We start from the raw sequence: 24,751 nt of genomic DNA on the forward strand, positions 1-24,751 counted from the left end.
CAGGCAATTTATCTTATCGGAACACCCGCTGGATCAACGTCACTAGCACACCCGCAAGTCCGAGCACAGCGACCAGTCCGAAATAGTCGATATGCGCCAGCAAGGCGGATTCCCGGGCCAGCAGCTGGGCGACCTGGGCCGTCGCCATCTGCGCCGCCTGCGCAGCACCGGTCACGTTGGTCAATGACTCCTGGAGCTTCTGAAATGTCTCCACGTAAATGGGGTCGCCCGACGCCACCCGTTCATTGAGAACGGCATAGTGCGCCGTCGTCCGCCATTGCTGCCCAAGTGTCGCCAGCGTGATGCCCAGTGCGACGCCGATTTGCGCGAGCATGTTCTTCATCTGTTGGGCATTTGCGAAAGCCGACTCGTCATATTCGAGATCGCGGAAGGTGTTCATGGCAGCCACGGGCATGACGATCAGGGGGAATACACTGTAAATGGCAAGCGCCGGCAGAATGTCACGCCACATGTCAGCCTGACCATCGATCCTGGAGAGCAATGCGCCGAACACGGCAAGTGCGAGGAAACCGACAATGAGAAACTTTCGGGGAGACGGGTAACGTGGCAAGGCCCACATCATGACCCACCAGGCCAGGATACCTCCCGCAAAACCCAGGGCCTCGAAATCGCCCACGGTAGCCCACGCAAAACCCAAGGTTCGCTGCAGCATGAACGGGACCATATAGTTGTTCGCGGCAAGCATCACGTAGCCAAACAGGAACAGCGCCACGCCCGACACGTAGCGAACGCTCAGCATGTCGCGCACCCGCAGTATGGGGTTATCTCCGGCATGCTGGGTGCGTCCATAGAACATCAAACCGACGACTGCCAGGACCATCATCATCCCAATCAGCAGTACGTCTCCATAGAAGTCGTAATAAAAGCGCTGCAGTGCATAGAGCAGCAGGAAGCTTCCGCCTATCAGGATGATCTGTGGCCACAGATCCGGCTCCGAACGATACTCCGGTGCGACCAGCGGCCGATCGTGCAGGACCATGGATGCCATAAGTACGAGCGATCCGGCCAATGCGGCAAGAAGCCAGTAAATGGCGCTCCATCTTTCATGCGATACCGCGAGCGAAGCCAGCCAGGGTGCCGCCGAAATGTTCACCGCCACACCACCGGCAAGGTACTTGATGCCGACGAATCGCTTGGGCCCGGCGAGCACATGATGAATCATCATACGGGCGCACGTGAAAAGTGCGCCACCCCCGAGTGCCATCACAGCCCGTCCTGCCAAGAATGAAGAGAAGTCATCACTGGTGGCGCACAGCACGGCACCGGTTGCGCAAATGGCAGTGGCGTACTGGACGAATCGACGCGGCCCAAGGCGCTCCACGCACCAGCGCGCCATGGAGATCGAGAGAATCGCCACGCTCGCGTAGGTCGCCGAGGCAAAACTGAAGTCCTCCGGGGTCATGCCCAATTCGCCCATGAGCGGAACGGCGGCAAATGCGGTCATTCCCGACTGCAGGAAATCGACGGAGACCAGCAGGAAAATCGTGGCGTAGAACAGGCGTCCCGGGGTGCTTTGAGACATGTCGAAGCCTCTCCTGATTCGCGAAGGCGCTATTGATTCGCCAGGATGATCTTCTGCACGACGCCGTCTGCGCGCGCCAATTCGCCGGCGAATACGTCGGTCTGATAACCGTGGGTTCGAGATCCCGGAACTACCAGCCGCGTGCCGTCGCGCTGCCGAGTATCCACTACCACTTTCATCGACAACCCCAGTTGCAGGGGATGCTTTGCAATCTGCTGGGGATCGAGCGCTATGCGGACGGGCACCCGTTGTACGATCTTTATCCAATTTCCCGTCGCGTTTTGTGCCGGCAACAGGGAGAACGCGCTGCCGGTGCCGGCGTCCTGCCCAATGACCGTGCCCTCATAAACCACGTCTTCGCCGTACACATCGGCATAGAGACGAACGGACTGCCCAATCCGGATATGCCGTAACTGGGACTCCTTGAAGTTGGCGTTGACCCACAGGTGCTCCAATGGCACCACCGACATCAACGAGATCCCCGGGTTGATTTTCTGGCCCACCTGTGCGTTACGCTTTGTGACCACACCTGTCACTGGCGCTGGCACCCTAGTGCGGTAGGCCGCCACATAGGCCTCGCGGACCTGAGAGGCCGCAGCCAGCACATCGGGATGCGTGGCGATTGTCGTGTGTTCAACCTGTGCGGTGCTCGCTGCCAGTTGATGGCGCGCGGCATCCAGGGCGGCGCCAGCTGAGTGTACGGCGTCCTCCGCGTGTCGCGCCTCTTCGCCGGGGATGGCACCGCTGCCCACGAGTTCCTTTCGGTGAGCCAGGTCGGCCTTGACCCTGGCCAGTTCGATTTCCCGCAGCCGCTGGTTTGCACGAGCCTGCTCGACGGCCGCGTATTGGGTACGAACCTGGCGTACCGTCCGGGCCAGCTGCGCTTCGGCTCGTGCAAGCGCCAGCTTTGCGTCGGTATCGTCAAGCATGACCAATGCGTTGCCTGCGGTGACGTAGTCGGTGGTGTCCGCGCGGATGGCAGTGATGACGCCGCTGACCTGGGCGGTCACCGATACGACGTTGCCATCGACATAGGCGTCTTCAGTGGACTCCCTGTATCGGCCGGCAACGAGCCACCAGACAGCGATGCCCAAGGCTACCAGCACAAGCAGGATCCAGCCCGCGATTCGCCAGCGCGGCGCACCACTGGCCCAGCCGCCGCCCGAATCGCCTGGCGGATTGTCTCCAGGCTCGGAGTTGGCTGCGTTGTCATTCATGGCAAATCCCCAGGCGTCATGATTCGTCCGCGAGGCGTGGATCGGGGGAGGATGCCGGTGCATACCCTCCACCCAGTGCGCGAATCAGGTTCAGGCGCACCTCGCGTTCGCGCGCCTGCGATTCGATGACCAGGCGCTTCTGCAGCAGGACCTGGCCTTCAGCGATCAATACCTGCAGATAGCTGGCAACACCCTGGCGATACCGGCTGATGGCCAGGTCATACGCTTGCTGGGTGAGTTGCAATGCCTCATTCTGCTCCTTCTCCTGGGCATCGAGCCAATGCAGTGATATCAGTTGATCGACCACATCGTGGAGGGCATTGATCAAGGTTGCGTTATACGTTTCGACCGCTTCGTCATAGGCGGCCTGATTCAATGCGAGATTGCCGCGCCTGCGGCCCCCGTCGAAGATGGGCAACGACAGGGCCGGGCCGATACCTATCACCCGGCTGCCGGCCGAGAGAAAATCTTCGAAGCCGAGCCGCTCCAATCCAATGAAGGCATTCAGGCTGATGTTGGGATAGAACTGTGCCCTGGCAACCTTGATGTCCAGGCGCGCCGCTTCAACCCGCCATCGCCGTGCGACGACATCAGGGCGGCGACCGATCAATTCGACGGGAAGATCACTCGGCAATTGCACGATCCCAACCTTGGCCAGATGCGGCCGTTGCACGGCCAGGCCGGCGTCCGGTCCCTTTCCTTGCAGCGCTGCCAACTGATTGTTGAGCAGGGCGATGGATTCGTTGAGCGACCCAATACGCTCCCGCGCGATGGGCAATGCGGCTTCGGCCTGGGTCAGCTCCAGCCTGGAGTCGATCTGGGCAGCCACCCTTTGACGCGTCAATGCCAGCGTCTGTTCGCGTTGCTTCAGCGTGCTTTCGGCCAGGTCACGCAGGTCGTAGGCTGCATCCAGGCGGATATAGGTCCTTGTCAACGTTGTGGTCAACACAAGTTGTGCGGCCTGCAGATCTACCTCTGTGGCACGGGCACGATCGAGCGCAGCCCCCATGGCCGCTCGGTTTTTGCCCCAGAAGTCGAGTTCGTAAGTGACGCCCAGTGCCGCGTCATTGACGGTTTGCCAGGTGCCGGCGATCGGTGGCGGCACGGTGCCCGCCTCGCTGAAGCGCCGGCGTACGCTGGTGGCGATGGCGTTTACCTGCGGGTAGAGCGCGGCCCCGGCAATGCCGGACACGGCCTGGGCAGCCCTGACTCGCGCCTCGGCAACGCGCAAGTCTGGCTGCCCCTGCAGTGCATCACCAATGAACCGGTTCAGCTGATCGTCGCCCATGGCGATCCACCACTGCTCACTGGGCCAGGCCGCGGTTGAAAACGAAACCGATAAAAGACTCTGTGCCGCTTCCAGATCCTGCGGATCGTTGGCCGTGGCATGCGTGCGCAAGCCGCTGAAGCTCGCGCATGCTGCAAGCAGCATGATGGCGAGCATCACGGGGGCTAGCTGAATGAGCCCCTTTTTCATGTGGCGACTGTAACCATGATCTGGCACGCCCTCGCTCGCTGCTTTGAGGCAGTAGCTTCGACACGTGCATTGGCGTCCCGCATTCTCTCGCGAGGCAATATCTCTGCACGAAAGGCAATAAACTTCAGTTCCCGAACGGAGTCGTCAGTTCCGTCTCGTTCGTGTCCACCACGAACACCGCGAGGAGTTTGGCCGGTTTCGTCTCGCTGGCATTGGCGCTGACCTTATGGTGATCGCCCGGCATCTCGGAGAAGCTCTGTCCAGCCTTGTAGGTCATCGCCGGTCCGTCGTTCACCTGACTACGGATCTCCCCTTCCAGCACGGTCGCGTAGATGAAGGCGGATTTGGCATGCGTGTGACCAGGCGAGTAGCCGCCCGGGCCATATTCGACGAGCACGCCCTTGATGCTCTTGCCGGGAACGTTCGGCAGTTCGTGCTGGTAGACGACGGTCACCTTGGCATTCTTTGACTTCGGCGCCTCCGCGAGGACACTGCCGAACGGCAGGGTGGCGACAAGCAGCGAACATAGGATGCGTTTCATGGAACTTCCTATTCTTCATTTGGCTATGTGGGCTTAGAGTCCTGCCTGTGAGCGGCGGAGCCATTCGTCCAAACCGATGCGGCCGAGGCGCGCCTCGCCCAACGGCACCAGGGAATGCTCGTCAACACGACCGCCGAAGTATCGGGCTTCGGGGTCACGCACCACCTCACGCGGGTCGCCGACCGCCTTCAGATAGCGGGCGACGATTTCGTTGAATGGCGCGCGCTCCGGGCCGGCGATCTCGATGATGCCGTTTTGTGGCGCCGCGAGCGCCACATCGGCAACCATGGCAGCGACGTCGTCTGACGCGATCGGCTGGAAAAGGCCTGGCGAAATCCTGACTGTGTTTCCATCCGCACCGGAATCGGCAATGCCGCCAAGAAATTCCAGGAACTGGGTCGAGCGGATAATGGTGTAGGGAATGCCGGAAGCCTCGATCAGCCTCTCCTGAGCGACCTTGGCGCGGAAATATCCATTGTCTGGCGTTCGGTCGGTCCCGACAATGGATAGTGCCACATGGTGCCCAACACCCGCTGCGGCTTCCACCGCCAGAAGGTTGCGGCCGGAGGTCTCGAAGAATTCCAGCACCGCCTTGTCTGCAAATGACGGTGAATTGGCGAGGTCGATGACCACATGCGTGCCGGCCATGGCCTCCTGGAGTCCCTCGCCGGTTATGCTGTTGACACCGCTTTTTGGCGAGGCGGCAATGACCTCATGGCCGCCCTGCTGAAGAATGGCGACGGTCTTCGAGCCGATTAGGCCGGTGCCGCCGATAACGACGATCTTCATGGTTCACCCTCCATTGCCGACCACGGGAGCTCCTTGAATGGAACTCACATGTGATTGGCACAATACTACAAAAAAAGCAAATCGCAAGAATGCCGGCACCGGGTCAGCGGACCGCGCGGGGAAGCTGTTGCAGGGGCAGTCTCGCTTATCGGCGTATCAACCGACAGACACAAGTTTTCAAATTTCGACTAGGCCAAGACCTGGTGCGATGCCGATGCAAGGTAAATTCAACGCCTATACACAGACCGCACGAATTGGGATAATCGTAGTTTTCGTGCATGTATGGACCCGACGCCTTTTGCAAGCTTCTTGTTCGTGATATCGAAACGGTCTGCATGCATGTATCCGGCTTGCCTAGTGGGCCATTGCCGAAGCATGCCCGCAGCCTCGATGAGATCCGCGCACCCCTGTCCTTAGCAAAATCGCGGCGTGCCTGACAACGGCCGCCGGCACGAAAAACAGGCTTTAGGATGCTGGTTCAACCAATTTCGTCATCGCTTTGAGAAGCTTCGCAAACCTGCGTGGGTATTCCCTCCTTGCAAGCGGTTTTGCGGTTATGCTGCCGCGGTTCGCTTCATATAGGTCGAGTCGCTGCTGAGCAGCGCTTTGATGATGCGGGCGTTCTTGTTGGCTAGCGCGACTGCCGCACAGTTGTGGCCGCGTCGCGCAATCAGCTGCTGCAGCCAGACACTCTGCGGATCAACTTTTCTCGTTGCGTAGCGGAGGACCGCCCGCGCCCCGTGGATGAGCAGGGTCCGCAAGTATGTGTCGCCGCGCCGACTAATGCCGTGCAGGCGAGGCTTGCCGCCCGAGGAGTACTGACGTGGCACCAGGCCGAGCCAAGCCGCCAAATGTGGGCCGTTCCTGAATTGCTTGGCATCGCCGACGGCGGCGACCATAGCCGCGGCGGTGATTGGGCCGATGCCAGGCACTTCCGCGATCTTCTTGCACAGCGCGGATCGCTTCATAAACGATTGGATCGATGTTTCGATCAGCTGGACGCGCTCTTCGATCGCCTGCAGGTGCTGCAGCAGTTCAGTCAGTAGCGTCTGGCAGAACGACGTTAGTTCGTCGGCGCTCTTGCTAAGCAGTTCCGGGATTGCACGGCTGAACGCCTCTGGGGAGCGCGAAATCGTCAGTCCGCGCTCGCCGAGCAGGCCGCGCATCTGATTGATCATGGCGGTACGGTGGCGTAGCAGGATCGCACGCATGCGGTGCGCGGCCTGAATGTCCTGTTGCTCAACCGATTTGACGGTAACGAAACGCATAGCGGGCCGGCTAGCAGCCTCGACAATCGCCTCGGCGTCGTTGCGGTCATTCTTGTTGGTCTTGACGAAGGGCGACACATACTGTGGGCTGATTAGCCGAACCTCAATGCCGAGCGACTGGAAGCGCCGTGCCCAGTGGTGCGCTGTGCTGCAGGCTTCCATAACAACCATCGCTGGCTTCAGGGTATGCACCGCCTCCAGGAGCGAGCCACGCGAGACCTTTGCTCGATGCACAGGCCGTCCGCGGCGGTCGGCGCCATGAAGTTGGAACACATGTTTGGCGAGGTCGATGCCGAGGATGTCGATTTCCATGATGAAGCCCCACGTGTCAGGTTAAGGCCAGGCGTCGGGTCCATCTCAGTAAAAACTGGCGGTTTCCCAGAAAGCCTTTGCCGACAAGGCTTTCCGAACAGCCCACACGGGTTGGCCGCTTGCGAATGAGTGGAGGGCAACATATCCGCCCGCGATTCGGATCGCGCCATCTCGATCGGGGGCAAGAGATGCCGGGCTTGGGATTTCGCTATGTAGGAAGTGACCGGTTGCCGATGCGGCTGTCGGAATTCGATGTGGAGCGGTATTTCGCACTGACTGACAGCGACGTCGCGGCGATCAATGACCGCTTTCGGCCCGATAGGCGCGCTGGGGCGGCCATCCAACTGGTATTTCTGCGCGCAAGTGGGCATAGCCTCGGCCAGGTCAGTACGCTGCCGCGCCAGTTGCTCCACTACATCGGCCAGCGGCTCGGCCTAGCGACGCCGACGATCGCATCGCTTCGGCCCCTATATCGCCGGTACAAGACGCTCTACGACCACCTGATCTGGGCGTGCGGGTATCTGGGCGTGAAGTCAATCGGCCAGGACCAGTGGGCAGACCGCGAAGCATGGATGGGCCAGGATGCCAGGGAATCGCTTACGCTCGACGAACTGCTCCAGCACGCGCACTGCTGGCTGTACGAACGAAGGATTCTGATTCCCGCCGACCGGACGCTGCGGGATCTCGGTCGATCGGTCTGGGCAGAGATCGAGCGCCACACACTCGCCCCGATCGGGGCGACCGTTCCTGAGACGCAACTGGTGCGCGCCGATGCAGCACTATCGAGCCGACACGACGCCGCAGGCATGACCGTTCTCGAGTGGCTCAAGACGCCGCCGGCCCGGCACAGTCCGACGACGCTCACGGAAACGCTGGAGAAAATTCGGTTTCTCAAGGAGATCGGGGTACACACATGGACGCTGGACACCGTGCCGATCGATAAGCAGCGTGCCTGGGCACAGCGGATTCAGGCGCGCCGTCCGGTGAAGACCCGCGAGCTCAAGGTGTCGACGCGCACTCTTGAGCTGGTATTTTTCCTGTGCGCGACGCTGCTCGAGTTGACCGATTCGCTGCTCAAATAGGGCGTCGCGTTTCCGATCTGGTTCGGCACGCCTACAACAAGACCACGACAAAGCAGGCTCGCACACTCGCCTTGAGAAGATCGGCCCGGGCCTGGACCAGTCTGAACTCTGCATTCAGGCTGCTGCCCGAGATCGGCAAGGCCGAAGGTGCCCCGCTGCCATCTATGACACTCCGAACGATCTCAGGCTACGCCAGGCGATCGCCGACGGACTGGCGCCGCCTGATGGCGCAGCCATCCTGCAGCAACTGCAACCGATCGTGGCCAAGCTGCCCGCCGGCTACCGGATGGAGCAGGCCGCCATCGACGAATGTAGATCAAGCTCATCAACGAAGGCGCAATGACGCCAGGGGATCGTCTTCACCGATCTAGAGATACTCTGGTTGCAGAGTAACCTGGTGTCGGTCTTCGCCTTCGATGTATCGCTTGAGGGGTCATGCGTTGCGCTCGAAGCGAGAGTTGTATAGGCTTGCTAGCTACTGCGATTCCATAAGTCAGAGTTAATCATGTCCCACGTCAGTACAGGCGTCGAATATGGCCTACACTGCCTGCTCTACCTGACTCGCACACAAGCTGCGGTAGAAGAAGCGAGTGTCCGGGACCTGGCTGAGCTCCAGGGCATTCCAAGCGAGTTTCTGGCCAAGCTGTTCACTAAGTTGGCCAAGGCCGAGTTGGTGGTCGCCACGGAGGGCATCAAGGGCGGATTCCGACTCGCCCGGCCCGCCAACCGCATCACCGTCCAGGACGTGGTGGTCGCCATCGATGGTGACAAGCCACTGTTCGACTGCCGCGAGATCCGTAGTCGCTGCGCCGTCTTCGAAGATGAAGGACCGGCGTGGGCCACGCGTGGCGTTTGCTCGATACACGCCGTCATGCAGGCGGCGGAGAAAGCCATGCGTGCGGAGCTGCAGCAGCACACCCTGGCCGACCTTGCACAGCGCACCATCGACAAGGCACCCGCTAGCTATGGCGTACAGGTCGTCAGATGGTTGTCGGATCGAGCGGCCAACCGACGCGGCGACAAGCCGGAACCCACCCGTGGGAAGACACGGAAGAGCGCCTGAGGCGTATTCGATTCCATCCCCCAGGGGCTGGGAGTGGAGCTGTTGAAAGGGGTCGAGACGGCGTAGCCCCGCAGGTTGTCCGCACCCCTACCTACAGTCCAAAACCGACGAGGTGTTGTTCAATCCTTGCTTCATGCATCAGAAGCTGCAGCCCTTCGGCCAATCGATTTCCTGCCTCATGCAGAGCAGCTACCGGCATTGCCGGCAGGCTCTCTAGAATAAACCACATATGTGTGGCATCTGAGCTTAGCCTCGTCCTGACGCCCTGCCGCCAGTTCCATCGGCGACAGGTCACGCCCTTGTCGTCTCGCCAAATGACTTCGCCCGGCTCCGGGGATTCGTTGGCCAGCATGCCATCCTTCATGGTGTCGAATACTTCGGTTCCGTCAGCAATGGTCAATCTAGGAACACCGACATAGGCAGCCAAATTCTCTCCTCCGACCGGAACCGCATACTGAATGCTGATGGCGTTGTAAAGGTCGACGACGGGATCGATGCTCGGTAGGCAGCCATCGCGCAGCACCCGCTTGCGCAGGGCCTCAGCAGAACAAGGCGTTCGCTGCGGCTTGACACCGAACCTTCTGAAGACTTCCGCCCACTCTTGGAGATGGGCGTCCGCCCATGCTGCGCCTGTTACTAATAGCGACTGGCATGCCCGATCCAGCGCGTCGGTAGCAATACTAGGATTGGCCACGCCAGCAGCCTCAACGGTGATGCTCATGGCCTTAAAGCCGGGGGCAAGAACCGCAATCGCGGGATCGAGTAACGGCACAACAACGGACATCGAGGTCCTCCAGTTCACGAGAGAGGATGGAGCAGCAACAACCAACACAGTACGGACATGAACACCGCGATGATCAGGTCCAGTACACGCCAAGCCACTGGATTTCGAAAGATTGGAGCCAGCAGGCGCGCGCTGTAGCCAAGCGTCGAGAACCACAACAAGCTTGCCGCACAAGCCCCGAGGCCAAATGCCCACTGAACCATTCCCTGATAACGTGTGGACAAGCTGCCGACTAGGATCATCGTGTCCAAATAGACGTGCGGATTCAGGAAGGTGAACGCAAGACAAGCAAGCAGTATGCGACACCAATTTGCTTCATCGGCTTGGCTTGGCGTCAACCCGCTGGAGCCGTTCCATGCTCGCGTTGCGGCCTTTAGGCCATACCAACCGAGGAACGCTGCCCCGCCAAACCGCAAGGCTTGCAACAACTCAGGCCACTCTTGCACCAGCGCGCCAATTCCGGCAACCCCACAGAGAATCAGGGCGATATCGCCCAGGGAACAGACCGCGACGACAAGACCGACATGACGACGCTGCAACCCCTGTCGCAGGACGAAGGCATTCTGAGCTCCAATGGCAATGATGAGGCCGGCTCCAGTCATAAAGCCGGCGGATGCTGCAGCGACAAACATGGTAGAACACGAGGAAGCGAGAAGCAGAAATGTTGCCCCGTGTCTTGTCCTAAGGATAGCTAATATTTCTTAGTACAATGAAGTAAAACTAATGTAGGTGGGAAATTGGACCTGATACATCCGCAGTTGGCCGCCTTTGCCACGGTTCTTGAGGAGGGTAGCTTCGAGGCCGCTGCACGCCGGCTGTCCATCACGCCATCAGCCGTGTCTCAGCGCATTAAGGCCCTCGAAGATCGTCTAGGGCAGGTACTCGTTGTGCGCCAAACTCCATGTCGGCCGACACCTGCGGGCGAGCGGCTCCTGTGCCGTGTTAGACCAATGCAAGCGCTCCAAGACGAAGCATTGGCTGACTTTCTCCCGGAGAAAAATGCAACGACATTAGCGCGCTCCGTGGCCATCGCTGTTAACGACGATTCGCTGGCAACCTGGTTCCTGCCGGCGCTGTCTATTCTTCACCAGCAACACGGCTTTCTGTTCGATCTGTACGTAGACGACCAGGACCACACACTCGAATTCCTTCGCGTCGGCTCGGTCCTGGGAGCAGTCACTGCTGAAGCAAGGCCGTTGCAAGGTTGTGAAGTTCACGCGCTCGGTGCGTTACGCTACCGCGCCATAGCTTCGCCGGAATTCGCCGCACGCCACTTTGAGAATGGGATAGAGGCGACTGCGCTAGCGCATGCCCCAATGATCGTGTTCAACCGCAAGGATGAACTGCAGTGGCGCTTTATGCGACGCGTTACTAGAGCACGGATAAGACCACCAGTGCATTACATGCCTACGTCCACCGGCTTTGTCGAAGCGGCGGCTCTCGGTCTTGGCTGGTGTCTTGCCCCCGAAATCTTAGTTGAGCCAGCTTTGCAGACCACGCGCATTGTCGTCCTTGACCTCACACGGTGGCTGGACGTACCACTGTACTGGCAGCATGCGGCCGTGCGTTCTAGCACGCTGCAGCAAATCACGCGGGCCTTAAACGATGCCGCTGGAAGAGCTTTGATTACATGAGAGTTCCCGCACCCGTAGCGTCCCAAGGATGATTTGCCGTCGACCATGTACTTCAACACTTCACGTTCCTTAACCGCTTCGCGGTCAGGCTGCCAGCGCGCGGAGGTTTAGACGGGAGCCTGTCCATATGCCCAAGCGTCCTCAGCAGTACAGTCGCGTCATCCAGGTAGAGTAGCCCGTAAGACTTCCTGTTAGATCAAGACTTTCGGTCAAGAAAGAAGGCTCTGTAGCCGAGCTTCGGCCACAGAGCCTAACCCATTCCTGCAAACATCCCCACCAGGCGCGGTACTTAGCGCTTGCGTAGCGGCGGCACGTCGGTGCAGACACCTTTGTAGATCTCCGCCGCCATGCCGACGGATTCGCCGAGCGTCGGGTGCGGGTGGATGGTCTTGCCGATATCCACCGCGTCCGCGCCCATCTCGATGGCCAGGCAAACTTCGCTGATCAGGTCGCCCGCATGCGTGCCGACAATACCGCCCCCAATCACGCGATGGGTTTCCTCGTCGAAAATCAGCTTGGTAAAGCCTTCGTCCCGACCGTTGGCAATGGCGCGGCCCGAAGCGGCCCATGGGAACACGCTCTTGCTGTACTTGATGCCCTGCGCCTTGCACTCGTCCTCGGTCAGGCCGGCCCAAGCCACTTCCGGATCGGTGAAGGCCACCGACGGGATCTGCTTGGCGTCGAAATACGCCTTCTCGCCGTGGGCAGCTTCGGCTGCAACGTGGGCTTCATGCACCGCCTTGTGCGCCAGCATCGGCTGGCCGACGATGTCGCCGATCGCGAAGATATGCGGCACGTTGGTGCGCATCTGCTTGTCGACATTGATAATGCCACGGTCGGTCACGGCCACGCCAGCCTTCTCGGCGCTGATGCGCTTGCCGTTGGGTGCGCGACCTACTGACACCAGCACCAGGTCATAGCGCAGTGGCTCAGCCGGGGCCTGCTCGCCTTCGAACCTGACGTAGATACCGTCCGGTTTCGCTTCGACGCCCACCGTCTTGGTCTTCAGCATGACCTTGCCGAAGCGGTCCTTGTTCTTCTTTTCCCAGACCTTGACCAGGTCGCGGTCGGCGCCGGTCATCAGGCCGTCGAGCGTTTCCACGACATCGATTTCGGCACCGAGCGTGCTGTACACCGTGGCCATTTCCAAGCCGATGATGCCGCCGCCGATGACCAGCATCTTGTTGGGGACGTCGGGCAGTTCCAGCGCGCCGGTCGAGTCGACGATGCGCGGATCCTCCGGAATGAAGGGCAGCTTCACCGCCTGGCTGCCGGCGGCGATGATGGCCTTCTCGAAGCGGATCACGGTCTTCTTGCCGGTGCTGCGCTTGCCCTCGCCCTCGGTCAGCTCGACCTCGAGGTGATGCGGGTCGAGGAAGTTGCCGATGCCGCGCACCACCTGCACCTTGCGTGCCTTGGCCATGCCCGCCAGGCCGCCGGTCAGCTTGCCGACCACCCGGTTCTTGTAGTGGCGCAGGCCGTCGAGGTCGATCTTGGCTTCACCGAAGAGGATGCCGTGGGCGGCCAGCGCCTTGGCTTCGTCGATCACGGCGGCGTTGTGCAGCAATGCCTTGGAGGGGATGCAGCCTACGTTCAGGCAGACACCGCCGAGGGTGGCGTAGCGCTCCACCAGCACGGTGTTCATGCCGAGGTCGGCGGCGCGGAAAGCTGCCGAGTAGCCGCCGGGGCCGGCGCCCAGCACCAGCATTTCACACCGGATGTCGGCACCACCGCCCTGCGTGTCGGCGGTCGGCGCAGGGGCCGGTGCCGCGGCAGCCGGCGCGGGGGCAGCGGCCGGAGCCGGGGCCGGCGCTTGCGCGGGCGCCGGGGCGGCGGCGGCCTGGGCTTCGACGGTGCAGATCACCGCGCCCTGGCCGACCTTGTCGCCCACCTTGACCTTGACCTCAACCACCTTGCCGGTGGCCGACGACGGCACTTCCATGCTGGCCTTGTCGCTTTCCAGCACGATCAGCGACTGCTCATTCTCAACCGTGTCGCCGGCCTTCACTAGCACCTCGATCACTTCCACCGCGTCGAAATCGCCGATATCCGGCACCTTGACTTCGATTTCACTCATTGTTACTCCTCAGTACTTTGCTTTGCCTTCAGTTTTTCAGGCTTCTATTTGTCCACGCCACGCGGCTCACACGGAGATTCGCCTGAAGTCCTCCAGCATGCGGACAAAGTACTGGTTGAATCGGCCGGCTTCCGCGCCGTCGATAACCCGATGGTCCCAAGACAGCGAAAGCGGCAGCGTCAGGCGCGGCACGAACTGCTTGCCGTCCCACACAGGCTTCATGTAGGACTTCGCTACACCCATGATGGCGACTTCCGGCGCGTTGATAATCGGGGTGAAATAGGTTCCGCCGATGCCGCCCAAGGAGGAGATCGAGATGCACCCACCCTGCATCTGGTCGGGCTTGAGCTTGCCCTCGCGAGCGAGCTTGGCCAGTTCCCCCATTTCCTTGCTGATTTCAAGCACGCCCTTCTTGTCGGCATCCTTGATAACCGGCACAACGAGGCCGTTCGGCGTGTCTGCAGCGAAACCGATGTTGAAGTACTTCTTCAGCACCAGGTTGTCGCCATCCAGGGAGCCATTGAAACTCGGGAACTTCTTGAGTGCCGCGACGGTGGCCTTGACCATGAATGCAAGCATGGTGACCTTGATGCCGGCCTTCTCATTTTCCTTGTTCAACTGAACGCGGAAGGCTTCGAGCTCGGTAACGTCCGCTTCGTCGCAGTTCGTGACATGAGGAATCGTCACCCAGTTGCGGTGGAGGTTCGCACCGGAGATCTTCTTGATGCGGGATAGCGGCTTCGACTCTACCTCGCCAAAGCGCGTGAAATCGACCTTCGGCCACGGCAGCAGGTCCAAGCCCGAGCCGCTCGCCGCGGCTGCCGGTGCAGCGGTCTGTCCGCTCATTACACCCTTGACAAAATTCTGTACGTCTTCCTGGGTAATACGGCCCTTTTGGCCGGTACCCTGAACGCGCGAAACGTCGACGCCCAGTTCACGCGCGAACTTGCGGACTGACGGGCTAGCATGCGAGCTATTCACGCCAGCCCCTTGCGCAGCAGCACTGGCTGCAGCAGGAACCGGTGAAGCAGGTTCAGGCGAGGCCACTTGCGCAGGCACTGCCACGGACGCGGGCGAAGGAGCGGGCGCGGACGTCTCTGCCTGCGCAGCAGCCGCAGAGGCCAGGGCTGGCGCAGGGGCCGGTGCCGCCGCTGCTGCGACAGCGCCTTGGGCTACGCCATTCGCCTCCAGGATCAGAATCAGCGTGCCCTCAGCCACGCTATCGCCGATCTTGACCTTCACTTCCTTGACAGTGCCACTTTGCGGCGACGGCACGTCCATCGTGGCCTTGTCCGACTCCAGCGTCGCCAACGCGTCTTCCGCATTGATCTGGTCTCCTGCCTTCACGTGAATCTCAATGACCGGCACGGCACCAAAGTCGCCAATGTCCGGCACCTTTACTTCGCAAACTTGACTCATCTTTATTCTCGCAATCGTTGCCCTTCATGGGGACTACTCAGTCGCACCGTGAGCGCTTGAGCCGGCTTCAGCGGACGCAATGCGCGCTCGCTACGCAGGGCTCGTTACCTGGTGGCAACGATTCTATTTATGTGGGTGCGGCATTTGGCCCCGTATTCAGGCCGTATGGGCGCGCGCTACGGCACAAGATGCTGCGTGTTTTTAGCCGATAGCTGACATAAGCGCGCGGCATAGGCACCCTCATCGGGGCGGCATGCAACCCGCCTCCAGCCCGCCGCTTCGCAAAACTTCATGAGCCTTATAGTCCATCTAACGCGGCCGCTAACTGAGGAGAGGACAGACTTAGCGACGCTGGAGATTCTAGGAAGAAGACCAACGCACGTGATGCTGATATCGATACTGCTACAGATGCAATTCAGGGAGATATGCTGTTACGACGTCGACACTGACACGTTCGTGCGGCGTCGTCGGCCATCACTTGATGTCTTCAGCAGGGTATGAGATGGCGGCGAATGCTATGGCGGTCATGACGCAAAAACTTGCGAGCGCATACGGCAATAGAAATAGATACACGGAGCGCTCCTGCCCTTTTCCATCCGAGAGCGTGGCTGCAATGGTCATTCGCACTGGCGAGAAGAATCCCAGAGACATGCCAGAGACATGCTGCACTGCCGCCACCGCGGCCACACTGAGTCCTGCCTGGACAGCCAGAGCTTGCAGAGAGGGAAGGAATAAACTATTAGGAGGATTTCCGCTGTTCGCCAGGATCCCGAACGAGCCCGAGACTACCGGTGCAAGCAGCACAGCGTTTTCATGCAGACTGGTCATCAGTCCATTAGCAATCGCACCGGCGATCCCCGCGCCCGTCGTAACTTCGGCCATCATGGCAAAGAAGAACGCCGTCAAGATTGCCTGGTGACCAGTCTTCCAAGCACCCTTCGCCTCAAACCAAAGAAGATGTCCTTGGCGCGTAAGAGCAGCCGTGACTAGGGCGTCGACGATCAGCCAAATTCCAGCGTGCAATAGCGGACGCAACTGTGGCAAGTCTGCAAACGGAGCAATACTCAGAAGAGACGAAAACTCGCTTCGAATTCCAGGATGCAGCCGTGTCAGCGCCAGGCCAGAAATGAGCAGGATGAACGGCAGAACCTTGCGAGCTGCCACGAGCAGTTCGCTCGAACTCGGACGCTCCGCCAGCAGGTAGTACACCGAAATCAGTATGCCGTAGGAGGCAAGAAGCGCAGTTTCCGGTCCGATAGCAGCCGTAGCGGCAGCCAGGAGCAGCATTCCCAAGGTGATCCACGACGCCTCGCGAACGCATTCACTCACTGAACTCTCGAACCCGGCATTTCGCGCTGTGCGCCAGAACATGGCTAACCAGACCGGCATCAACAGAGCTACAGGCACTGTTGCATGAAGTCCCAAGGTCGTAGGTGTGACGCGCGCATAGGCCGCGGCAAGTACCGTCCCGCTGCTCATGGCTCCCCATGGGATCATTGTTTGACTGAGCATTGCGAAGACCATCAGGTATCGCGGTGCAATGTCGAACTTCTGCAGCATCCCTACGGTTCCCAGCATGCCAACGCCGAATCCCGTCGCAGATTCGGCGAATGGTCCTACGAGGAAGCTGGCAAAGAACAGCCGTCGGCGCCTTTCTGCCGGCGGATTGAGCGTGCTTTTTTGCTCGGTTTGGCGCTGCGTCGCCTTGGCTTCCACCTTCGACGAATGCCGCGACGCCACCCGCCAGAAGAGGAGGCCTCCGAACACATATGGCGCAATGGTCAATCCAATCCATGCCCCTCTTGCGAGCGCTAGTCCCAGCTCCTTGTAGCCAAACGGAGTGACCCCGCCCCAAACCGCGACAGGAACCGAGGCGACCAGACCTAGTAGTGCTGCGACCGCCACGGACACCCGTCCGCTGACGATAGCCGCCACGACGAGCAATGCAGGCATCGCCCAAACAAGATATTGCATTTGTTGCTCGATTCCGAAGAGGCGCGAGTCAGCGCTACCGGGCTGACAGCTATGATGGCTTGGACAATGAAGCCAAGATCATAGCAACCAGCGCCACCCACCGAGGGCGTCCCGCATTCATCCCTATAGTGACGACGCCGGCAACGACAGCCCCATTACGCCTACCACCACCGCTGACAAGCGTGAAAGTGCTTCAGATTTTGCTGCATAGGCTTCTTGTAGGCGCTCAAGAGAAAACATCGACGCGAGCACCAGATGCCAAGTCATGGCGTTCCCAACGACAATCGCGAGCGCCGCCGCTATGAGAGTGGGACTTGCCGCAGGCGGTAGGGCTACCGAAAAGACACCGGCGTAGAACAACGCGGGCTTCGGGTTGGAAAGGCTTGTGAGCATCCCCGTCCGTATTGCCTTCGTTGCCGTCAGCGAACGAGCGGCGTTCATAGCGTAAGCATCGCTACGCCAAAGGCGTACGGCGAAATAGAGAAGATATGCGGCCCCGAAGACTTGCATGGACCTGCGTAGCGCCGGTACCGCCGTCAAGAGCGCCCCCAACCCGATGACCGCCGCGCAAGACCAGATCGCCGCACCAATAGCAATTCCAACCGCAGCGTACGACGCTCCCCGCCTGTCTCCACTGGCTGCCAACTGAGAGACCAACAGGACGTTTGCCCCCGGGGTCAGCAGAGCGCCAACGTGCAGCAACCAAATTGCGAAGAGTGAGGAGAACACGCCGATGTCCTAGTTGTGACACGAGCTTGGGCCCGGAGACATCGTGGTTAGTCGATGAAGCGCGCCGGATTCTGGAGATTTTCCTGAAACCCAAAGTATGGGAAGCGCAGACACCATTGCCCATGCACTGCTGGGCATATGAGTTATGCCGTTTCGGCAGTTCATACGGACCGGTTGGCCATCCTGAATCGCGGGCACAAGTGGGGTTAGGTAGGTCTCTTAGGATCCGGTTTCCTTGCGAGCATGCAGCTCCGAAAACCGAATATCAGCTATCAGTTTGCGGTCATAGTCGGCGCGCGGGTGGTCAATCAGAATCCATGGCAGCAGTAAAAACAACAACCACTTTGTAGGAGACAAGTTAATGAACTGCGCCATGAAGTCGCTCGCGATTGCCTGCCTGATTCTGACGGCAGGTGGCTGCGCAACCCACGCTCCCATGACCTCGCCCACTGCGGGTACCTACGATGCGGATGCCACACGGTGGTCCAACGCGTGGGTGGAAGTAGACGCCGCAGCGTTCGAGCGGAACATCGTCCGGACCAGAGAGACCATCGGACAAGGTACCAAGCTGTGCGCGACGATGAAGGCCGACGCGTATCGCCACGGCCTGGCACTACTCATGCCCAGCGTGATCCGCCAAGGCATATCCTGCATCGACATTGCCAGCAACGAGGAAGCGCGTATTGCTCGCGAATCCGGCTACAAGGGACAAATCCTTCGACTGCGCTCTGCTTCAACCCCAGAAATGGTCGCAGGTATGCGCTTCGATATCGAGGAGCTTGTCGGCAACCCGACCGGCGCCAAGCTACTGGCGGATGAGGCAAAGAAGGCGAACAAGACTGTCCGTATTCATATGGCCCTGAACGCCGGCGAGATGGATCGCAATGGCATCGAGATGAGGGCACCCGACGGCCGACAGCAGGCCCTGGATATCATCAAGACACCGAATCTCCAGGTCGTCGGCATCATGACCCACTTCGCACTGGAGGACAGAGAAAAAATCAAGGCGCAAGCGAAGGCTTTCTCGGACGATGCAAACTGGATCATCGCTAACGGCGGGCTGCGGCGCGAGGACATTACCCTCCACGCCGCAAACTCCTACGCGACAATGGAGGTACCTGTGGCTCGCTTCGACATGGTCCGACCTGGTCGTATCCTTTACGGCTACTCCAGTTATCCTCAGTTCGAGAAGCTGCTGACCTTCAAGACCCGGGTCACCACGGTCAATAGCTACCTTGCAAACACCGGCGTGACCTATGGTCATACCTACATCCTGAAACGGGACTCACGCCTTGCGAATATTCCGGTCGGATATGCAGACGCCCACCGCAAGGCTTACACCACTGGTGACGTCCTTATCAGGGGTCACAAGGTTCCGATTGTCGGGGCCATCACGATGAATACCCTGATGGCAGACGTCACTGACTACCCCGACATCAGCACCAACGACGAAGTCGTCTTGTACGGAGCGCAGAGCAATGGTGCACTGACCGGTGACGATCTCCAGAAGTTCATAAAGGAGTCGATGGTCGAGATGACGACTCGTTGGTCTGTCAACCCACGTATCCTTCGTTCGCCAAATGGCGCGGCGGCAGGACAGTAGTCCCTCGGGTAGATAAACCCCCCTCCAGGCGGGCTGGAGGGGGGCACCCCTTTCTGGACTGACCGAATCTCTGCAAACTGGCCCTGTGCTGGCCATCCCTCCACTGCTATAGTCCGGCAACTCCTTGCCTCAATCCCTTCTTTGTGCCAGTCAGTTGCCAAGCGGGAGTTGGCATCACACTCGTACCAGCGCTACTCGCCATGTCGCAACGGAAGCACACCCTCCACTACTTCCCCCAATCCGGAAACTCGTACAAAGTCGCGTTGGCGCTGAATTGCGCCGGCATTCCGTGGAATGCGCAGAAAGTGGACTATTTCGGCGGCGAGACGAGAAGCGAGCAATGGCGCAGTAGCGTCAACGAAATGGGGGAAGTTCCGGTTCTGGAAGTCGATGGGGAGAAGCTAACCCAGTCGGGGTCCTTACTCCTTCATCTGGCTCAGGAAACGGGCAAATTCGGCGGCGCAAATGCGGCTGAGGTCCAGGAAATCGTGCGCTGGATCCTGTTCGACAACCACAAGTTCACCAGCTACCTGGCCACATACCGATGGATGAAGACCTTCATGCAGCCCGCGCCGCATGAAGAGGTGCTGAAGTTCTTCAAAGCGCGAGTCGATGGAGCGCTGGCAATCGCCAACAAGCATCTCGAAACGAACTCGTTCATCGTTGGCGACCGGGCCACCATTGCAGACTTCTCCATGGCAGGGTACCTCTTCTATCCGGCTGAAGAATTCGGCTTCGACGTTCGAGAGACCCATCCCGCCATTTGCCGGTGGCTGGATCGCCTGCAATCCCTTCCAGGCTGGAAGGCTCCCTACGAGCTCTTCGCCTGAACTCGGCTCGCTCCCGCCCGAAGCTGCGTATCCCTCGGGGCGCGCAGCGATTACTTGGCCAGGGTCTTGAGGATTCCGGCCAGTTTTCGGGCGGCGTCCTCAATCGCCTTGTCTTCGAAGCCGCCGAAGCCCAGAACCAGCCCAGCCGGCCGCTTCCTCCCCGCATACATCGACGACACAGGGCGTAGTGCCACTCCAGCTTCTCGGCCAAGGGCTGCAACCTCTCTGTCGTCCAGACCCTCAGCGAGCCAAAGCACGAGGTGCATTCCCTGGTCCGAGGGTTGCAACCAGGCCAAATCTGGAGCAATGAATCGCTCCAGGGTTTCGATGACAAAGGCTCGCCGTTCAGCATGTACCCCGCGGACCCGGCGAATATGCCGGTCCAAATGCCCTTCCTTGATAAACGCCGCCAGGACGTATTGATCCGCGGTTGGAGGGTATCGGTCCATCAGGATGCGCGCCCCCACATAAGCGTCAACCAAGGCGTCTGGAACGACGGCATATCCAAGCCGCAACGACGGATACAGGATCTTGCTGAATGTGCCGAGATATATCACCCGTTCGGGTGCTAGGCCCTGAAGCGCAGGAAAGGGATGGCCGGCATATCTGAGTTCACTATCGTAGTCATCTTCTACGATCCAGCTTTGATTGGTTTCCGCCCACGCGAGCAGTGCCTTGCGCCGCCCCATGCTGAGGGGCATGCCCAAGGGAAACTGATGTGAGGGCGTAACAAATGCCACGCGCGCCTGGGCATCCATTTCAATGCCAGCCGCGACGTCGATGCCCTCTTCGTCCACAGGCACATGGACGATGCTGTCCTTGAACCCGATGCTCTCCAGGATGGCAGTGATTCCGCGATACGCCGGATCCTCGACCCAAACGGTGTCCGAGTCCTCCAGAAGGACCTGGCAGGATAGAAAGAGACCTTGCTGCGTGCCGGTGGTGATGACGACCTGATGCGGCTCGCAATGTACGGAGCGCGACCGGCGCAAATAGTCTGAAATGGCCTCGCGCAATGCCAAGACGCCCTGAGGCTCGCTGTAACCGGCAGGGGCTGCATCGCCGCCGCGCAAGCGATTGCCAAGCCTGCGCCAGACCTCATTGGGCCCGGCCGCTCCCGCCGGCACCGACACCGCAAACGGCACCGGCGGAAGTGCGGCGAATTCCTTCTTTATGTTGGCGAATGCTTTCGCCTTTGCCGGCAGTTTGACGGTCTTCCTCTCTCGCTGCCTCGGCGATGGGGAGCGATCCAGCGCCGCTGCAACGCGCGTACCAGCCCCGTGCTGGGCCGAAAAGATGCCTTCCGCCACCAGTTGGTCAAACGCCTCAACGACTGTGCCGCGCGACACCCCCAGAGCCTCCGCGAGCGCCCGGGATGACGGTAGGGGCTCGCCAGGCTTCAACTCACCTCGCGCCACTGCGTCGCGCATGGCTTGGGCCAGCTGACGGCTTAGCGGACCGGCTTCTCGTTGCAGTGTGCCAATGAAGGGGATTTCGGGGACTTGTGCGGTTCTAGGCATGCGCGCAACTGGATAGTGGACTAACGATATCCCATCAAACTGGCCCTACACTCTACTCCAGTTTTCCACCAGAATGGACTCCAACACCCAAGAGAATGTCGGAGCAGCCATGTACGTACCCGCTCACTTTGAAGTCACCAGCACCCAATGGATGCACGAGTTGATTATCGCGCATCCGTTCGGAACCCTCTTTACGCATGGGAAGAGCGGGCTGGATGCCAATCACATTCCGTTCGAACTCCACACGGACACTTCCGAACTGGGCATCTTGAAGGCGCATGTCGCCCGCGCCAATCCGGTTTGGCAAGACGTCGCCAACGGAGACGAAGTCATGGTGGTGTTCCGTGCCGGCGATGCCTACATCTCCCCGAACTGGTACCCAAGCAAGCACGAGACGCATAAGCAAGTCCCCACTTGGAACTACCAGGTCGTCCACGCCTACGGCCGCGTCACCATTCACGATGATGAGCGTTACGTCCGCGGTGTCATCGGACGCCTCACGCGTACCCACGAAGCGACTCAGGAGCGCCCCTGGAAGATGTCGGACGCCCCCAAGGACTATATGGACACCCTCGTCAAAGCCATCGTCGGCATCGAGATCGAGGTCACGCGATGCCAAGGGAAGTCGAAACTTAGCCAGAACAAGGACGTTCGCGACCTCCGGGGTGCGGCTAACGGGGTGATGGAGCAAGGGAACACCCTGATTGGCAACGCCATGCATGACAGTGCCGACGCCAAAGAGCGCGCCTGAGAACTCAACGCGTATCCCGATCGACGCCCCCACATGGTGAACGAGCAACTGTCCGGACAGCAGCAAAAGCAAAAGACTTTCAGGCCAGAGGCCGCAATCCGGCCACTGGCGCTGCTCCGCAGCATCAGAAAATAGCTGCTATGCACTGAGATGCATGGCTTGTTACCACAGCGAGAACGATACTGTGTAACGAATGGCCGGTCAAAGGCCGCGCCCATAAATAGATAGAAGTAAGGAAGAGACAATGCCCCGATACGCCGCCATCTCCGAGTTCCCTGGCACCTAGGCACGCTGCTCCCTGGAGCGCCTCCGCCCAGGCGCTCCCGCCGAACTGAAGAGCCGTGATCGTAACGCTCGATCCGGCCTACCTCCAACACTCGTGCAACCGCGCCCGCCTTACATGCGGCGTTGCCTGCTGCTGCACGTGTACTACTGAAAAGAAATCGAGAGATGTCGCAATGAACACCATCGATTACTTCTTTAGTTTGAGCTCGGTATGGAGCTATCTCGTGTCGGAACGGGTGAAAGACCTCGTCGCATACCACGGAATGCAAGTCCGATACATGCCGGTGGCATCCATCGCCAGGGAGCGAAACCTGGCAGCGAATGCCGACGTCCTCCCAGTCGAAGCGACCAGCCCGCAGACTGTACCGGATACGGACCTGGCTACCCGAGTCGTCATTGCCGCGCAGCACCAGGGCATCGATGTCGCGCCATTAGTGGACAAACTCCTTCGCGCTCAGTGGTGTGAAGAACAGAGCGTTGCCGATGAGGCTGCACTACGAACAATCCTTCACGCTGCTCGTCTGGACGACGAGCTTCTTCTGGAAAAAGCAGGCAGCCAGGACATGAAGGTCAGCGCCCATGAGATTGCCGACAAAGCTCGGGGTCATGGGATTAAAGGCCCGCCGCTCTGGGTCTACCGCGGCGAAGTATTCCAAGGGCCCAGCTCACTGGTCCATTTGGCACAAGCGATTTGGCGCAACGAGGCTCACGACGATTCAAGTCGCAATACATAGATTCCATCCAGTCACGTTCTTCAGAGGAGACAACATGAAACTCGCGAAACTGTCATTGGGCATCATTTGCGGGATGCTCGTGTCCGGCGCCGCCCTGGCCGGTCAGACGTTCGACACCGTCAAAAAGCGCGGTTACGTCCAATGCGGCGTCTCGACCAATCTCCCCGGCTTTGCCTTCACGGACAGCAAGGGCGTCTGGCAAGGCATCGACGTTGACACCTGCCGCGCAATCGCCGCAACGATGTTCGGTAACGCCACCAAGTTCAAGGTGATTCCCCTCACCACCCAGGCCCGATTCACTGCCCTGCAATCTGGTGAAGTCGACGTTCTGACGCGTAACACCACCCAGACGATGTCGCGCGACACGACACTGGGCCTCATCGGCGTTGGCGTCAACTACTACGACAGCCAAGGCATCATGGTCACCAAGGATTCGGGTGTCACCAGCGCCAAGAAGCTGTCCGGCGCCACGATCTGCGTACTTCCGGGCACGACGACCGAACTCAACCTGACGGACTGGTTCCGAAGCCTGAAGATGTCGTTCAAGCCGGTCCTTCTGGACACCGTCGACGAAATCAAGCGCGCGTTCGTGTCGGGTCGATGCGATGGCATTACGCTGGACAAGTCGCAGCTGGCGCTGGCGCGCATCACCTTCGGCAATCCGGAGAAGTATGTGATCTTGCCGGAAGCGCTCTCCAAGGAGCCGCTGGGCCCGATGGTCCGCCAAGGTGACGAAGCTTGGTTCAACGTCGTGCGCTGGACTCTGAACGCGATGCTGGAAGCGGAAGAGTACAACCTGACTTCCGCAAATGTCGACGCGGCACTGAAGACGACTGCACCGAACCTCCAACGAATGCTCGGCACAACGCCTGGCATGGGCAAGGGGATGGGCGTCGACGACAAGTGGGCCTACAACATCATCAAGCAGGTCGGCAATTACGGCGAGGTCTTTGATCGAAGCCTCGGCGCAAATAGCCCGATGAAGCTAGAGCGCGGCCTGAATGCCTCCTACACGAAGGGTGGATTGATGTACGGCTGGCCGATTCGCTGAAATCGATGCGATAGGCCTTCCTAGCGGGTCGCCAATCGCGGCCCGGTTTCACCCTATAAGTCGGACCC

20 protein-coding genes and 1 pseudogene are annotated in these 24,751 nt (G+C 59.9%); 8 read left to right on the forward strand and 13 right to left on the reverse strand.

Annotated elements, in window-relative coordinates; genetic code table 11:
• Window positions 1-13: 13 nt before the first annotated feature.
• The 6 genes from ACZ5MJ_RS33295 to ACZ5MJ_RS33320 all read right to left on the reverse strand — a co-directional run bounded on the left by ACZ5MJ_RS33295 (window position 14) and on the right by ACZ5MJ_RS33320 (window position 7,147).
• Window positions 14-1,543, reverse strand: a complete 1,530-nt coding sequence (locus ACZ5MJ_RS33295; protein ID WP_464226711.1) for an MFS transporter — start codon at window positions 1,541-1,543, stop codon at window positions 14-16.
• Window positions 1,544-1,572: 29 nt separating this feature from the next.
• A complete protein-coding gene (locus ACZ5MJ_RS33300; RefSeq protein ID WP_464226713.1) occupies window positions 1,573-2,760 on the reverse strand; it encodes an EmrA/EmrK family multidrug efflux transporter periplasmic adaptor subunit in 1,188 nt (395 codons plus the stop codon).
• Window positions 2,761-2,776: 16 nt separating this feature from the next.
• Window positions 2,777-4,237: an efflux transporter outer membrane subunit gene (locus ACZ5MJ_RS33305; protein WP_464226715.1), complete on the reverse strand. Its 1,461-nt coding sequence runs from the start codon at window positions 4,235-4,237 to the stop codon at window positions 2,777-2,779.
• 124 nt (window positions 4,238-4,361) lie between these two features.
• Complete coding sequence (locus ACZ5MJ_RS33310; protein WP_464226718.1) at window positions 4,362-4,778, reverse strand: cupin domain-containing protein; 417 nt, start codon at window positions 4,776-4,778, stop codon at window positions 4,362-4,364.
• Between the two features lie 33 nt (window positions 4,779-4,811).
• A complete protein-coding gene (locus tag ACZ5MJ_RS33315; RefSeq protein WP_464226720.1) occupies window positions 4,812-5,567 on the reverse strand; it encodes an SDR family oxidoreductase in 756 nt (251 codons plus the stop codon).
• 554 nt (window positions 5,568-6,121) lie between these two features.
• Window positions 6,122-7,147, reverse strand: coding sequence for an IS110 family RNA-guided transposase (locus ACZ5MJ_RS33320; RefSeq protein WP_464226722.1), 1,026 nt, complete (start codon window positions 7,145-7,147; stop codon window positions 6,122-6,124).
• 188 nt (window positions 7,148-7,335) lie between these two features.
• On the opposite strand from ACZ5MJ_RS33320, the pseudogene ACZ5MJ_RS33325 reads away from it, so the two are divergent.
• Window positions 7,336-8,294 (forward strand): annotated as a pseudogene (locus tag ACZ5MJ_RS33325) (DUF4158 domain-containing protein); the annotation flags it as partial.
• Window positions 8,295-8,734: 440 nt separating this feature from the next.
• Window positions 8,735-9,292: an RrF2 family transcriptional regulator gene (locus tag ACZ5MJ_RS33330; protein ID WP_464226724.1), complete on the forward strand. Its 558-nt coding sequence runs from the start codon at window positions 8,735-8,737 to the stop codon at window positions 9,290-9,292.
• 91 nt (window positions 9,293-9,383) lie between these two features.
• Here the strand turns inward: ACZ5MJ_RS33330 and ACZ5MJ_RS33335 are convergent, their stop codons facing one another.
• Both ACZ5MJ_RS33335 and ACZ5MJ_RS33340 read right to left on the reverse strand, forming a co-directional pair.
• Window positions 9,384-10,076, reverse strand: a complete 693-nt coding sequence (locus ACZ5MJ_RS33335) for a B3/B4 domain-containing protein (protein ID WP_464226726.1) — start codon at window positions 10,074-10,076, stop codon at window positions 9,384-9,386.
• 14 nt (window positions 10,077-10,090) lie between these two features.
• Window positions 10,091-10,708, reverse strand: coding sequence for a LysE/ArgO family amino acid transporter (locus ACZ5MJ_RS33340; protein ID WP_464226728.1), 618 nt, complete (start codon window positions 10,706-10,708; stop codon window positions 10,091-10,093).
• 105 nt (window positions 10,709-10,813) lie between these two features.
• On the opposite strand from ACZ5MJ_RS33340, the gene ACZ5MJ_RS33345 reads away from it, so the two are divergent.
• The gene (locus tag ACZ5MJ_RS33345) at window positions 10,814-11,710 is read left to right on the forward strand and encodes a LysR family transcriptional regulator ArgP (protein ID WP_464226730.1); all 897 of its coding nucleotides are present in this window, start codon (window positions 10,814-10,816) and stop codon (window positions 11,708-11,710) included.
• A gap of 289 nt (window positions 11,711-11,999) precedes the next feature.
• Here the strand turns inward: ACZ5MJ_RS33345 and lpdA are convergent, their stop codons facing one another.
• The 4 genes from lpdA to ACZ5MJ_RS33365 all read right to left on the reverse strand — a co-directional run bounded on the left by lpdA (window position 12,000) and on the right by ACZ5MJ_RS33365 (window position 17,909).
• Window positions 12,000-13,787, reverse strand: a complete 1,788-nt coding sequence (lpdA, locus tag ACZ5MJ_RS33350) for a dihydrolipoyl dehydrogenase (RefSeq protein WP_464226732.1) — start codon at window positions 13,785-13,787, stop codon at window positions 12,000-12,002.
• A 66-nt stretch (window positions 13,788-13,853) separates the two neighbouring features.
• A complete protein-coding gene (aceF, locus tag ACZ5MJ_RS33355; RefSeq protein WP_464226734.1) occupies window positions 13,854-15,206 on the reverse strand; it encodes a dihydrolipoyllysine-residue acetyltransferase in 1,353 nt (450 codons plus the stop codon).
• Between the two features lie 474 nt (window positions 15,207-15,680).
• Window positions 15,681-17,180, reverse strand: coding sequence for a lactate permease LctP family transporter (locus tag ACZ5MJ_RS33360; protein ID WP_464226736.1), 1,500 nt, complete (start codon window positions 17,178-17,180; stop codon window positions 15,681-15,683).
• 123 nt (window positions 17,181-17,303) lie between these two features.
• Window positions 17,304-17,909, reverse strand: a complete 606-nt coding sequence (locus ACZ5MJ_RS33365; protein ID WP_464226738.1) for a LysE family transporter — start codon at window positions 17,907-17,909, stop codon at window positions 17,304-17,306.
• 361 nt (window positions 17,910-18,270) lie between these two features.
• Here ACZ5MJ_RS33365 and alr point away from each other — a divergent pair, with 361 nt between their 5' ends.
• Together alr and ACZ5MJ_RS33375 are read left to right on the forward strand one after the other, a co-directional pair.
• Window positions 18,271-19,512: an alanine racemase gene (gene alr, locus ACZ5MJ_RS33370; RefSeq protein ID WP_464226740.1), complete on the forward strand. Its 1,242-nt coding sequence runs from the start codon at window positions 18,271-18,273 to the stop codon at window positions 19,510-19,512.
• Between the two features lie 200 nt (window positions 19,513-19,712).
• On the forward strand, window positions 19,713-20,342 hold the full coding sequence (locus ACZ5MJ_RS33375) for a glutathione S-transferase family protein (protein ID WP_464226742.1): 630 nt from the start codon (window positions 19,713-19,715) through the stop codon (window positions 20,340-20,342).
• 50 nt (window positions 20,343-20,392) lie between these two features.
• Here ACZ5MJ_RS33375 and pdxR read toward each other — a convergent pair whose 3' ends face one another.
• Window positions 20,393-21,862 carry a MocR-like pyridoxine biosynthesis transcription factor PdxR gene (gene pdxR, locus ACZ5MJ_RS33380; protein WP_464226744.1) on the reverse strand — a complete coding sequence of 490 codons (1,470 nt, stop codon included), beginning with the start codon at window positions 21,860-21,862 and terminating at the stop codon, window positions 20,393-20,395.
• A 109-nt stretch (window positions 21,863-21,971) separates the two neighbouring features.
• Here pdxR and ACZ5MJ_RS33385 point away from each other — a divergent pair, with 109 nt between their 5' ends.
• The 3 genes from ACZ5MJ_RS33385 (at window position 21,972) to ACZ5MJ_RS33395 (ending at window position 24,683) form a co-directional block, all read left to right on the forward strand.
• Entirely contained in the window at window positions 21,972-22,613 is a 642-nt protein-coding gene (locus tag ACZ5MJ_RS33385) for an FMN-binding negative transcriptional regulator (RefSeq protein WP_464226746.1), read from the forward strand.
• 458 nt (window positions 22,614-23,071) lie between these two features.
• Complete coding sequence (locus tag ACZ5MJ_RS33390) at window positions 23,072-23,632, forward strand: DsbA family protein (RefSeq protein WP_464226748.1); 561 nt, start codon at window positions 23,072-23,074, stop codon at window positions 23,630-23,632.
• Between the two features lie 34 nt (window positions 23,633-23,666).
• Window positions 23,667-24,683 carry an amino acid ABC transporter substrate-binding protein gene (locus tag ACZ5MJ_RS33395; protein WP_464226749.1) on the forward strand — a complete coding sequence of 339 codons (1,017 nt, stop codon included), beginning with the start codon at window positions 23,667-23,669 and terminating at the stop codon, window positions 24,681-24,683.
• Window positions 24,684-24,751: the final 68 nt, after the last annotated feature.

This window comes from Cupriavidus sp. LA-1 (assembly GCF_055385985.1).

Bases quoted from the DNA above. Each gene is read 5' to 3' on its own strand.
- ACZ5MJ_RS33385 (WP_464226746.1), top strand. From the start codon at position 21,972: ATGTACGTACCCGCTCACTTTGAAGTCACCAGCACCCAATGGATGCAC.
- alr (WP_464226740.1), top strand. From the start codon at position 18,271: ATGAACTGCGCCATGAAGTCGCTCGCGATTGCCTGCCTGATTCTGACG.
- ACZ5MJ_RS33295 (WP_464226711.1), bottom strand. From the start codon at position 1,543: ATGTCTCAAAGCACCCCGGGACGCCTGTTCTACGCCACGATTTTCCTG.
- ACZ5MJ_RS33375 (WP_464226742.1), top strand. From the start codon at position 19,713: ATGTCGCAACGGAAGCACACCCTCCACTACTTCCCCCAATCCGGAAAC.
- ACZ5MJ_RS33305 (WP_464226715.1), bottom strand. From the start codon at position 4,237: ATGAAAAAGGGGCTCATTCAGCTAGCCCCCGTGATGCTCGCCATCATG.
- ACZ5MJ_RS33330 (WP_464226724.1), top strand. From the start codon at position 8,735: ATGTCCCACGTCAGTACAGGCGTCGAATATGGCCTACACTGCCTGCTC.
- ACZ5MJ_RS33390 (WP_464226748.1), top strand. From the start codon at position 23,072: ATGAACACCATCGATTACTTCTTTAGTTTGAGCTCGGTATGGAGCTAT.
- ACZ5MJ_RS33310 (WP_464226718.1), bottom strand. From the start codon at position 4,778: ATGAAACGCATCCTATGTTCGCTGCTTGTCGCCACCCTGCCGTTCGGC.
- pdxR (WP_464226744.1), bottom strand. From the start codon at position 21,862: ATGCCTAGAACCGCACAAGTCCCCGAAATCCCCTTCATTGGCACACTG.
- ACZ5MJ_RS33335 (WP_464226726.1), bottom strand. From the start codon at position 10,076: ATGTCCGTTGTTGTGCCGTTACTCGATCCCGCGATTGCGGTTCTTGCC.
- ACZ5MJ_RS33360 (WP_464226736.1), bottom strand. From the start codon at position 17,180: ATGCAATATCTTGTTTGGGCGATGCCTGCATTGCTCGTCGTGGCGGCT.
- ACZ5MJ_RS33395 (WP_464226749.1), top strand. From the start codon at position 23,667: ATGAAACTCGCGAAACTGTCATTGGGCATCATTTGCGGGATGCTCGTG.
- lpdA (WP_464226732.1), bottom strand. From the start codon at position 13,787: ATGAGTGAAATCGAAGTCAAGGTGCCGGATATCGGCGATTTCGACGCG.
- ACZ5MJ_RS33320 (WP_464226722.1), bottom strand. From the start codon at position 7,147: ATGGAAATCGACATCCTCGGCATCGACCTCGCCAAACATGTGTTCCAA.
- ACZ5MJ_RS33300 (WP_464226713.1), bottom strand. From the start codon at position 2,760: ATGAATGACAACGCAGCCAACTCCGAGCCTGGAGACAATCCGCCAGGC.
- aceF (WP_464226734.1), bottom strand. From the start codon at position 15,206: ATGAGTCAAGTTTGCGAAGTAAAGGTGCCGGACATTGGCGACTTTGGT.
- ACZ5MJ_RS33340 (WP_464226728.1), bottom strand. From the start codon at position 10,708: ATGTTTGTCGCTGCAGCATCCGCCGGCTTTATGACTGGAGCCGGCCTC.
- ACZ5MJ_RS33315 (WP_464226720.1), bottom strand. From the start codon at position 5,567: ATGAAGATCGTCGTTATCGGCGGCACCGGCCTAATCGGCTCGAAGACC.